This window comes from Metabacillus sp. KUDC1714 (genome assembly GCF_014217835.1).
Lineage (GTDB): Bacteria > Bacillota > Bacilli > Bacillales > Bacillaceae > Metabacillus > Metabacillus rhizosphaerae.
In genome coordinates, this window is record NZ_CP055263.1 from 4500022 (window position 1) to 4511748 (window position 11727).

Genomic DNA, 11727 nt, shown 5'->3' on the forward strand with positions numbered 1-11727 from the left:
TGTTGTATAGTGAATTCCGTTTTACCTCTATCATTATTCATAATAGAACTATCACAACTTGTTTAGTACTAGGAGGAAATTACATGAAAAATGTAAACTTATTAAACGGTATTTTCAAAGATTCCCAGGAAAAGGGTAAGGAATATCTCATCTATCTTGATGTCGATCGCCTTGTTGCTTCATGCTATGAAGCTGCTTCAAAAATCACTAAAAAACCTAGGTATGGTGGCTGGGAATCAACTGGAATTAGTGGGCATTCAATTGGCCATTGGCTATCAGCAGCCGCAACGATGTATTCATTAACACTAGATTTAACCTTAAAAGAGAAGCTAGAATACGCTGTAGATGAGCTTGCGCACATACAATCATTCGATGAAGATGGATATGTAAGCGGGTTTCCTAGAACCTGCTTTGATAAAGTTTTCACTGGCGAATTTGAAGTAGATAACTTCAGTCTCGGTGGTGGTTGGGTACCATGGTATAGCATTCACAAAATTTATGCTGGATTAATCGATACTTATCAGTTAACTGGAAATAAAAAAGCGCTTGAAGTCGTAATTAAGCTTGCAGACTGGGCGAAAAAGGGAACAGATAAACTTAATGATGAGCAGTTTCAAAAAATGCTGACTTGTGAACATGGTGGAATGAATGAAGCAATGGCAGATCTCTACACCATTACACAAAACCAAGCTTACTTAGATCTTGCGATTCGATTTTGTCATAAAGCGGTGCTTGATCCACTTTCTAAAGGAGTCGATGAGCTTCAAGGCAAGCATGCCAATACACAAATACCTAAAGTAATCGGTGCGGCAAAGTTATATGACATTACAGGTGACGAAGTCTTTAAAAGGATGGCTGTGTATTTCTGGACACAAGTCACTAATCATCGTTCCTATGTCATTGGCGGAAATAGTATAAATGAGCATTTTGGTCCAGAAAACACGGAAGAGCTTGGTATCCAAACAACAGAAACTTGTAATACCTATAACATGCTAAAGCTTACAGAACACTTATTTCATTGGTCTCAAAGAAGCGAATATATTGATTACTATGAAAAAGCTCTATATAACCATATTCTTGCATCACAGGATCCTGATTCAGGAATGAAGACGTATTTTGTCTCAACACAGCCAGGTCATTTTAAAGTTTACTGTACTCCTGATGAATCCTTTTGGTGCTGTACAGGTACGGGCATGGAAAACCCGGCAAGATATACGAGGAATATTTATTATCGTGATCATGATGAAGTATATATTAATTTATTTATTGCGTCTGAAATTTACTTGGAAGATAAAAATTTAAAACTTAGACAAGAAACGACTTTTCCAGAGTCAGATAAAACGAAGCTCATTTTTGAAAGTGCTACAGATGAAAGTATAACCATCCATATAAGAGTACCAAACTGGGTATCTGGTAATATGATCGCAACTGTAAATGAGCAAGAGAGCTACACATACTCTGAAAATGGATATATAACCATTAAGGGCCAATGGAATGTAGGGGATCGGATCGATATTCAGCTACCAATGGATTTACACCTATCAAAAACTAAAAATGATCCAAAGAAAGCTGCAATTCTATATGGGCCGATCGTATTGGCAGGAGCATTAGGAACAGAGGATTTTCCTGAAACAGATATATTAGCTGACCATCTAAAACTGAACAATCATCCATTAATAGAAGTACCAGACCTTATCACTGGAGAAAAGGATTTATCAAAGTGGATTAAACCTATTGAAGGTGAACCTTTAGCATTTAAAACAGCTGCTGTTGGGCAACCAGGAAATAGAAGTGTCAAACTTATCCCATTTTATAAGCTCCATCATCAGCGGTATACTTTGTATTGGAACATAATGGATGAAATAGCTTATCAAACGTTCGTTGACAAAGAAAAGGAAGATGCTGATCGACTAAGAGCAATTACTGTTGATGTCGTAAATCCGAATGAACAACAACCAGAGGTAGAACACTCAATTAAAAAGAAAAACTCAAGATCGGGTTTCTTAAACCTTTTCAATCGTGGATGGAGGGACAGCATAAATGGGGGATTTTTTAGTTATGAAATGGCGGTATTATCTGACAAACCGGTGTATCTACTAGTTACGTATAGTGGAAACGATGCATCTCTACACGAAGATGGGAAAGCACATTCACGTGAATTTGATATTTTAATAGATGGTTCACAGATAGCCCATCAAACACTACATGCGAACCATCCTGGTAAACTATTTGATATTTGTTATGACATTCCATTAACGCTTACGAATGGGAAGGAAAAAGTAGAAGTGAAGTTTGCTTCAGAGGAAGGTAAAGTTGCTGGAGGAGTATATGGGGTTAGGGTTATTAATGACAAGAAAGGTTGGTAGAGTTATTAGTATAGATTGAAATTCTAAAAAGTGAAGTTTCTTTGAAATAACAAAAACGCTGAGAAAATTTCAGCGTTTTTTATTTGTTTTGTTAGGAATTATTTTCATTTTTGTAACGTCGATTGATCAATCGGGAAGCAATATACCAAGTGGACTTGTGTCTTCAATGATATCTTGTAGTTGATAACTCCCTATAGGAAACATTGGAAATCCAACATAACCTGGTGTGATCTGATACATATCAAAATAAATAATGAGGGCTTTGTCAGCAATATAGTATTTTTGATTAGGGCGAATGCCTGTATAGGAGTTTAAAAGTGGGATGTCACGTTCTTTTATTTGTATCTCGATCAATTTGTTAATTCGTTCTCTATAAGGACTGTTTTCTTTAAACAGATCTTTTAACTGATATATTTTCCCGGTGCGAACATCTGTTGTGAGAGAATCCAAAAAGGTGACAGGATGTGCAAGTGTTGGCATATTGGCAAAATTACTTAATGTGATACTGACAATCCCGCGTTGATTATTTTTAACTTCATAATTACCAATCATCTCGGTTATACCAGGTTGATAATAACCTTGTTCATTTATATTAGAGAACAAAGTATATACTATTCGATAAATTGTTTGATTAATTATTTGTTGATGGGCTTTGTTTACTAGTAAAAGCTGAGGATAATAAATGGAAAGCTTATGAGCTAAAACATCGTATGTTTGAATAGGTATTGGTAAACGATATTGTACCATTGTCATCAAATCCTTTTTCATGAATGATGGTTTATCGTATTCAAATTTAGGCATTTGTTGCATATTGACTCTGTCTTCGATTATGTAAAGCATTCAGGAAGATAGCCAGTAAGTTTTGTGTGGCATCTGCATGATGAAATGCCACTTGTTTCGATGGCGAATAAGAATATACTTTTTCATTGCATTATATATGAAACATTTATGACGTTTCATACATAATTAAAGTAATATGTAGGAAAATAGAAAAAAGTTATAAAGGAGGCACTTAGAATGGTAAAGTTCGAGGATTCGGAATTACACCTAAAAAGTAAGGAAGATGTATTAGAAATTAGCTCAACTGGATATGGGTTAGAATCTGTTTCGATAGATAATATAGAAAAACAGAAATTACAGGAATCGAAAAGACCAAACTCTTCAGGGAGTGGAGAGCAATAGCATATTAAACTACTATCAATTTCTTGTGCTTAAGGAAAAGTAGTTGTTACTAAAAGTTAGACTACTTTTCCTTCATTAATTGTTCCACAGCTGGAATATCCGCAGGAGCCCACTTTAGGGAACATAGATTTTCTTTTTTCAACCAAATCAATTTTGAATGTTCATTTGGAATTGGATCTCCATTTGTGATCCTACATTTCATGCAAATCAAATGAATGCTAAATGATTCGTATTCATGAGTGTTTTCATGAAAGATATTTTGTGCTTCAATTTTACAGTCTAGCTCTTCATTGATTTCTCTTTCAATAGCTATATAAAAATCCTCACCTTTTTCCATCTTACCTCCAGGAAATTCCCACATGTTCGGTAATGACATGCTCGGTGATCTTAATGCGCAAAGTATTTCATTTTGGTCATTTTCAATAATTGCAGCGACTACTTTTATTTTTATTTTCATCCGAATTCTCCCAGGTTTAATATCAAAAATTACTTTTATCTATCATACCATTTTATTCAATAACATCTGTTAATAATTACATTACCTTTAAATGAAAGTAAATTTTTTTACATAATAATAAAAATTGAAAATTTTAATAGGAAAAACTTCACATGAAAATTCACTTGAATTCAAAATTCACTCATACAATTTTCATGTTTTTAAGTGTAATATACTTGGTATATCTGAATTTATCCTACTAGAAAAAAGCTTAATGAATAATCAATATATCTTATATAAAGGGTTTACATATTATCGTTATGATTTGTTTGTATTATATAACTAGGAGGGAATTGAAATGAAAAAGTGGTTAAATCCTTATTTTTTAGTAGCAATTATCATGATGTTGTTAGGTACAGTCTTTTCAGGAACATCAAATGTGTTAGCTTCAGAAAACAATGAACAAACATCTGAGGTGAATTTGAAGGTAATGACGTATAACTTAAGGTATTTGAATAACAATGACCCTTCACCACATACTTGGGCAGAAAGGTTACCAGCTATAAAAAAATTGATCCGAATGGAACGACCAGATATTATTGGAACTCAGGAAGTATTGTATCAACAACTTAAGGATCTTAATGATAGTTTACCTGATTATGAATGGATTGGTTTAGGGCGTGAGGGAGGCAATAAAGGAGAATATTCAGCTATTTTTTATAACGAAAACCGCTACTCTCCTTTAGAGTATGATCATTTTTGGTTATCAGATACACCCAATGTCATTGGATCAAAGTCGTGGGGGAACTCAATTCCACGTATGGTCACTTGGGCGAAATTTCTTGATAAGCAGAGCGATCAACAATTTTATGTTGTGAACACTCATTTTGATCACCAATCTGCAGAGGCAAGAGAGAAAAGTGCTGAATTAATAATAGAAGAGATTAAAGCATTTGATTCTGAATTACCGGTTGTATTAACAGGGGACTTTAATACAAGCCCAAATAGTCTGCCACATCAAACATTAACAAGTGATGGAGCATTTTCCGATACATGGGATACAGCAAAGGTAAGAATGAATGAAAACCTAGGTACCTTTAATGGATTCCGTGATCCAACTGGTGGAGGACCGGAAAGACGAATTGATTGGGTTCTTGCTAAAGGTAACGTTGTAGCAAATTCTTTTGAAATTCTAGACTATTATAAAAATGGTCAATTTCCAAGTGATCATTATCCTGTAATCGTTGATTTAGCTTTTCCTTACTAATAAATAAAAAAGTCTTAATCCTTTTTTGAAAAGGGGTTAAGACTTTTCTATTGTTTTCGGTAAGATCTAAATAATTTTTTTATTCTTACTATCATCCATTAAAACTTTTACATCAACGGAAACCTCTAATTTTTGTTCACCTAAACCCTGGTAAACCCCTTTTACTGGAACAATATCTCTGTAATTACGGCCATGCCCAATTTTTACATAACGCCAATTAATTTTCCCATTATTAGTCGGATCGAAGCCGATCCAACCTACGATTGGAACATAGGCTTCGATCCATGCGTGAGAGGCGTGCTGGACTTCTTCTGTTTGATCATCATGAATATCACCAATAAACTGATATCCACTAACATATCTTGTCGGTATGTTATAAAGACGGCAAATTGCAATCATTAAATGGGCATAATCTTGACAAACACCTCTTTTAAGACGCAATGTTTCTTCAACTGTTGTATGGACATGTGTGGCACCTGTATCATATGTCAGATTAGAGTAGAGCAAATTTGAAATTTGCTCTAGCAAATGATATATACTTTTTACTTTGTATGTATGAACCGTTTCAGCACAAAATATTCGTAATTCAGGTGTAATTCGGGTAAAATCTGTTTCCATTAAGTACTCTGCATACTGATTTTGAAATGTATCACTAGCTAGAATATCGGTTTCTGTTTCATAGGGTATAGGGTGCACCATATCTTTGAAAGTCTCAACTGTATCTACGATTGAACGTGATTCAATTGTAAGTTCGTGATGTGGTGAAGGTATTGTAAAATGATGGACAGTATTCCCGAAATAATCTGTGTAAGAAAATAGGGGTACTTCTGGTTTAACTAAGATCCTATGTTCGCTGCATTCTTGATGATCATCAGATCTAGGCGTGAGACGGACCTCATTAATGCTGTCCATTACTGGTTCTTGATAAGTGTATCTTGTAAGATGGGTAATTTGCAATTTCACGCTCCGACGAACTCCTCCTGAAAAAATGTTTTTGAGATTGTATCACCTAGTTGATCACATGAAACAAGCATTTGATAAAGCAAATCTAAACCATATAGTTCTCCCTGAACTCCAGCAAGAATCTCTCTAATTTTTACAGTTAAATCAAGCGCTTGGTCTGATAAAAGGACAAAATTATAATCTTGTTGTTTAATAGATTGTAAATTAGACTCTAACGAGGTTAAAGCAAAATTTACTGAACGTGGAAAAGTAGGGTTAAGCATCATATACTCTACTACTTTTTCAAACGTAACATTATTTGCATGAAATTTTCTGAAGCCTTCATATCCACCGACAGACTTTAACAACACGATCATACGATTGTAATTATGTTTGTCTTTTAGTAAAGAGCCATCCTCCATAAAATTAAGATAGATTGAGTAGAGAATCCTGAGAATATTCTCGGCCCGCTCTAAATGCTTCCCAGCTTGAATGAAATTCCACTCTTGATTACGAACCATTATAGAATCGGCTGTGCCGTTAAAGATTGACAACCACTCTCTGATACGTTGATAGAAAAGATAAGGTGATTGTTCCATTGCAGAGTCTATATCTTGTTCTTTTAACCAAAGGTAAAAAGTATTCGTAATATCCCACATTTCATTAGGAAGCAATTGTCTCAATGCTCGCATATTTGTTCTAGTTTGGTGAACACATGAAAAAATTGAATTTGTGTTTGTTTTATCAAATGTTAAAAATTGAATAACAGTTTTCTCATTAATTGTTTCAAATTTATTGTTGAAAGCATTTACACTTCCAATTGATGAAACTAAACGTTCCCACATATAGTCTTCTTCATCTGCATTTCTTTTTAATTCATGTCGCATATGATAGTTGACATCGATTAACCTCGTATGATTCTCAATTCTTTCGAAATAACGACCTACCCAAAATAGTAATTCCGCACAACGGTTCATCATATTTTCTTCACCTCATCATAAGTTTTTTCTAGAATATAGATAATTAAAGAACCCAAGTATCTTTTGTGCCGCCACCCTGGGATGAATTGACGACTAATGATCCTTCTTTTAATGCGACTCTCGTAAGACCACCCGGAGCGAGTTGCACATTTTTCCCTAAAAATACAAATGCACGTAAATCAATATGTCGAGGAGCTGGCTCTCCGTGATCAGTTAAAGAAGGTGAACAGGACAGCTTTATTGTTGGTTGAGCTATATAACGGTCTGGATGTTTAATAATCTTTTTTGCAAACTCATTGATTTCTGTTTCAGAAGCAGTTGGTCCAATTAACATGCCATATCCACCAGATAGTGTCCTTTCTTTTACAACCATCTTTGATAGATTAGCGATAACGTATTCTTTTTCTTCCTGTTTTGAAAGAATATATGTAGGTACATTTTTTAAAATTGGTTCTTCCTTTAAGTAATACCGAATCATGTCTGGTACGTAAGCATAAACAGCTTTATCATCAGCCATTCCAGTTCCAGGTGCATTGGCAAGTGCAACATTTCCAGCACGATATGCATTCATAAGACCAGGTACACCGAGTAGGGAATCTGCTCGAAATGCAAGTGGATCAAGGAAATCATCATCTATACGACGGTAAATGACATCAACCTGTCGAAGACCTTGAATGCTTTTTAAATAAACTTTTTGATCAATAACTGTTAAATCTCGTCCTTCGACAAGCTCTATTCCCATCTCTTGAGCAAGAAATGTGTGGTCATAATAAGCGGCATTATGAACCCCAGGAGTCAGCAAGACAACTAGAGGATCCTGTTTATGTTCGGGAGCTAGACTCCGTAAGCTACCAAGTAAATCATTTAACCCTTGATTAATATCCCTTACTTGATATTCAAAAAATAATTCAGGGAATAAATGCATCATTAAGGAACGATTTTTATAGACATAAGACAAACCTGATGGATTTCGTAAATTATCTTCTAAAACATAATACTCTCCTGTATCACTGCGTATTAAATCAATTCCAGAAAGAGGGATATAATTATCGTTTGGAATATCTAATCCAACCATTTCTGGAAGGAAATAGGGGTTGGAAATTATCATCTTTCTTGGAATGATTTCATCTCTAAGAATGTTTTGCTCATGATAAACATCTTTAATAAACATATTTAACGCAAGAACCCTTTGTTTCAAACCACGTTCGAGGAACTCCCACTCTTCTGACGTAATAACTCTTGGGATGATATCAAAAGGGATCGTTCGTTCAGAATGTGATTCATCTTGGTTCCCGTCGTAGAGTGTAAATGTGATTCCCTGCTTAATCATTTGCGACTGCATGGAAGAGTTTCGGTTTGTTAATTTTTTTACCCCCATTTTTGAAAACTGTTGATAGAGTTTGTCGTAAGAATTCCTAACCTTTCCATTTGAATCAAACATCTCATCATAAAATGAATGTTTTGGATATTCAGAAAATACTTGTTTGTTTTTCATTGTCAGCACCGTCACTTTTTTACTCCTCCATATTGGCATATTCCAAATTTTCATCTACTGTCACCCTGATCAATGTTATTTTTGTTTACATCAGAAACGATATTGCAAGTATAAGTCAGTCAAACCACATCTGTATGTCGAAAAGAAGGGGGTATTATGTGTCTATTTTGTGTCAATGTTTTGTATTTCACTGCAAATCCATATAAAACAAGGATTGTTTCGATTTAATAGTTTGTGAAATAGAGTGAAATTATGTTAGATATTCTCACAAAAGTTGTTATAAAAATCAAATTAATAGTTTATAATCTATTTAAAGATACTGAATTTATACAATAATTAAATAACGTCAAATTTAATAAAGGATAGAGGGGAGTTAATTGGTGGGTGAGATTTACAATAAGTAAAAAGTTAATCCTAGGTTTTCTGTCTGTAACTCTATTTTTCGGTGCAACTAGTGGGATTTTTTATTATTACATCAATAAAATTAATAACTCGTATTCATCAATAATAAATGTACGTGTCAATATCTTAAGTAATATAAAAGATATTGAAATTTTAGCAACTCAGCAAACCAATAGTTTACGTGGGTATTTGTTAACCAAAAGCCCAGACTTTGAAAAGGAACTACAACGGGCAAATATTGAATTGGATTTGTTAATACGCGAAACAAGTAGCCTTGTTACCCAATCTGAAAGTAGAAAAGTTGTTACAGAACTAAGTGAACTTAATAAGCAGTTTACTAAAAAGTATGAAGAGTTATTGAGGCAATTTGAAGAAGATTCGAATCAAGAAGAAGCATTAGATTATTTTATTTCGGAAGTGCTGCCTATAGGAATTGAGTTTGCTCCGTTAACTAAATATCTTACTGAACGAAATAATCAATTAATGAGTGATGCCAAAGCAGAGAACACGGCACTAGTTGATGATATTAAACAAACCACAATCTTAATAAGCTTTGTTGTACTTATAATCAATCTATTAATTGGGTTATTTATTTCTAAAAATATTACTAATAATCTATCAAAGATAACTAAAGTGATTACCACATTAACATCAACTTCCAGTACAAAAGAACGTTACATACCAATTGAAGTAAAAACGAATGATGAAATAGGTGATATTGCAAATGCTTTTAATAAGATGACGATAGCTCTTCAGGAAAAAAGCTGGCTTGAAACAAGCATTACAGATATAGCCACAATGTATCAAGGGATTCATGATCTTCCAACATTAGCCGAGAAATTTATTACTAAAATCACACCGATGGTTGGTGCAAATTACGGTGTGTTTTATATCAAGCAAGGATCTGAAGAACCAAGATTTCAAAGTCTTGCAACTTATGCATTTCAAAATCAGAAAATGAGTGTTCCTAGCTTTAGTTACGGGGAAGGAATTATCGGACAAGCAGCACTTGAAAAGCGAGCAATTCATCTTGTAGAGCTCCCGGAAAACTATATTCAAATATCTTCAGGTGTAGGTACTGCTTCACCAGCTAGCCTATTCATTATACCGGTTGAATTTGAAGGGGAAATTACAGTCATTATTGAATTAGCTTCGTTTAAAAAATTTGAACCTATTCAAGAAAGATTATTAAAACAAATTGCCAACCATATTGGTATTACTGTAAATAGTGTGAGAGGTCGTATGCAGGTTGAAAATTTATTAAGAGAATCAAAGCAATTAACAGAAGAATTACAAAGTCAGTCTGAGGAGTTGCAGCTTCAGCATGAAGAACTAATAAGTATGAATGAAAAACTTGAAGAACAGTATAAAAGCTCGGAACAAAAAACAAAAGATTTAAACAATACCAAAATGGAACTTGAGGAAAAAGCTGTCCAATTAGAACTTAATTCAAAATATAAGTCAGAATTTTTAGCTAATATGTCACATGAGTTACGTTCACCGTTAAACAGCTTGCTTATTCTAGCACATCTGCTTACTGAAAATGAAGAAGGAAATCTTACGATTCAACAAGTTGAGTTTGCAGACACCATTTATAAGTCGGGAAATGACCTACTACACTTAATTAATGAAATATTAGATTTGGCTAAAATTGAGTCAGGAAATATTGAGATCATACCTAGCGAAGTTATTCTTAATGATGTATGTCGTTTTATCGAACGTCAATTTCAGCCGCTTGCAGATCAAAAAGGGTTAAAGTTTTCAATTCAAATTGATGACAAATTACCAAAAGTTATATGGACAGATGAACAACGATTACAACAAGTTATCAAAAATTTACTAACAAATGCCTTTAAATTTACCGAATATGGTGAAGTTGAGATGAAACTTTATAAAGCGAATTTAGCAAATCATCCTACTTTAAAAAATGACGAAACGATTCTAGCATTTTCGATTAAAGATACTGGAATTGGAATACCGATTGATAAACAACAGTTAATATTCAAGGCCTTTCAACAAGGAGATGGAACAACCAGTCGTAAATATGGGGGGACAGGATTAGGTCTTTCAATTAGTCGAGAACTTGCACAATTGTTAGGCGGGGGTATTGATGTTGAAAGCTCTCCAAGTAAAGGGAGTACATTTACGTTTTATTTACCCGTTTATGATAAAAGTAGTTTAACAGAAGTAAATCCATTAAATGATGAAGTGGCAACTACACTTGAGATTATTAATGATAACAAACAGAATTCTCTACTAGAACAAGATGGAGACGAATTGTTAAAGGGGAAAAAAATACTTATTGTTGATGATGATATGCGGAACATATTTGCAATTACAACAGCCCTAGAAAAGAAGCAAATGGAAATTGTCTTTGCTGAAAATGGCAAGAGTGGACTTATTGTTTTACAGGAAAATCCAGATATTGATTTAATTCTTATGGATATCATGATGCCTGAAATGGATGGATATGAGACAATCCGAATAATTCGTAAGAAGTCAGAATACGAAGACATTCCAATCATTGCCTTGACCGCGAAAGCGATGAAAATTGATAAAGATAAATGCATAGAAGCTGGTGCGTCAGACTATATTAGTAAGCCTGTATTTTTAGATCAACTCTTTTCTTTAATGAAGGTATGGTTGTACAGATAGGT

Annotated in this window: 9 protein-coding genes; 4 read left to right on the forward strand and 5 right to left on the reverse strand. The window is 34.1% G+C overall.

What is annotated here, in order from left to right:
- Positions 1 to 83 precede the first annotated feature (83 nt).
- A complete protein-coding gene (locus HUW50_RS20705) occupies positions 84 to 2366 on the forward strand; it encodes a beta-L-arabinofuranosidase domain-containing protein (protein ID WP_185653187.1) in 2283 nt (760 codons plus the stop codon).
- 126 nt (positions 2367 to 2492) lie between these two features.
- Here the strand turns inward: HUW50_RS20705 and HUW50_RS20710 are convergent, their stop codons facing one another.
- Positions 2493 to 3206, reverse strand: a complete 714-nt coding sequence (locus tag HUW50_RS20710) for a DUF3298 and DUF4163 domain-containing protein (RefSeq protein WP_260445560.1) — start codon at positions 3204 to 3206, stop codon at positions 2493 to 2495.
- Positions 3207 to 3383: 177 nt separating this feature from the next.
- On the opposite strand from HUW50_RS20710, the gene HUW50_RS20715 reads away from it, so the two are divergent.
- Positions 3384 to 3548 (forward strand): hypothetical protein, encoded by a 165-nt coding sequence (locus tag HUW50_RS20715; RefSeq protein ID WP_157094478.1) that lies wholly within the window; start codon positions 3384 to 3386, stop codon positions 3546 to 3548.
- A gap of 61 nt (positions 3549 to 3609) precedes the next feature.
- On the opposite strand, the gene HUW50_RS20720 is transcribed toward HUW50_RS20715, so the two are convergent.
- The gene (locus HUW50_RS20720; protein ID WP_066337397.1) at positions 3610 to 4005 is read right to left on the reverse strand and encodes a (deoxy)nucleoside triphosphate pyrophosphohydrolase; all 396 of its coding nucleotides are present in this window, start codon (positions 4003 to 4005) and stop codon (positions 3610 to 3612) included.
- Between the two features lie 337 nt (positions 4006 to 4342).
- Here HUW50_RS20720 and HUW50_RS20725 point away from each other — a divergent pair, with 337 nt between their 5' ends.
- Entirely contained in the window at positions 4343 to 5251 is a 909-nt protein-coding gene (locus tag HUW50_RS20725) for an endonuclease/exonuclease/phosphatase family protein (RefSeq protein ID WP_066337396.1), read from the forward strand.
- 66 nt (positions 5252 to 5317) lie between these two features.
- Here HUW50_RS20725 and HUW50_RS20730 read toward each other — a convergent pair whose 3' ends face one another.
- Genes HUW50_RS20730 through HUW50_RS20740 form a run of 3 tightly spaced genes read right to left on the reverse strand, consistent with a single transcriptional unit; the run spans position 5318 to position 8668 of the window.
- Positions 5318 to 6214: a transglutaminase family protein gene (locus tag HUW50_RS20730; RefSeq protein ID WP_066337393.1), complete on the reverse strand. Its 897-nt coding sequence runs from the start codon at positions 6212 to 6214 to the stop codon at positions 5318 to 5320.
- Entirely contained in the window at positions 6211 to 7173 is a 963-nt protein-coding gene (locus tag HUW50_RS20735) for an alpha-E domain-containing protein (RefSeq protein WP_185653188.1), read from the reverse strand. The genes HUW50_RS20730 and HUW50_RS20735 overlap by 4 nt, the downstream gene beginning before the upstream one ends.
- Positions 7174 to 7216: 43 nt before the next feature.
- A complete protein-coding gene (locus HUW50_RS20740) occupies positions 7217 to 8668 on the reverse strand; it encodes a circularly permuted type 2 ATP-grasp protein (RefSeq protein ID WP_066337983.1) in 1452 nt (483 codons plus the stop codon).
- 384 nt (positions 8669 to 9052) lie between these two features.
- On the opposite strand from HUW50_RS20740, the gene HUW50_RS20745 reads away from it, so the two are divergent.
- The gene (locus HUW50_RS20745) at positions 9053 to 11725 is read left to right on the forward strand and encodes an ATP-binding protein (RefSeq protein ID WP_185653189.1); all 2673 of its coding nucleotides are present in this window, start codon (positions 9053 to 9055) and stop codon (positions 11723 to 11725) included.
- Positions 11726 to 11727: the final 2 nt, after the last annotated feature.

Excerpts from the sequence above, each read along its gene's own strand:
- HUW50_RS20705 (WP_185653187.1), top strand. The coding sequence starts at position 84 with ATGAAAAATGTAAACTTATTAAACGGTATTTTCAAAGATTCCCAGGAA.
- HUW50_RS20710 (WP_260445560.1), bottom strand. The coding sequence starts at position 3,206 with ATGCTTTACATAATCGAAGACAGAGTCAATATGCAACAAATGCCTAAA.
- HUW50_RS20715 (WP_157094478.1), top strand. The coding sequence starts at position 3,384 with ATGGTAAAGTTCGAGGATTCGGAATTACACCTAAAAAGTAAGGAAGAT.
- HUW50_RS20720 (WP_066337397.1), bottom strand. The coding sequence starts at position 4,005 with ATGAAAATAAAAATAAAAGTAGTCGCTGCAATTATTGAAAATGACCAA.
- HUW50_RS20725 (WP_066337396.1), top strand. The coding sequence starts at position 4,343 with ATGAAAAAGTGGTTAAATCCTTATTTTTTAGTAGCAATTATCATGATG.
- HUW50_RS20735 (WP_185653188.1), bottom strand. The coding sequence starts at position 7,173 with ATGATGAACCGTTGTGCGGAATTACTATTTTGGGTAGGTCGTTATTTC.
- HUW50_RS20740 (WP_066337983.1), bottom strand. The coding sequence starts at position 8,668 with ATGAAAAACAAACAAGTATTTTCTGAATATCCAAAACATTCATTTTAT.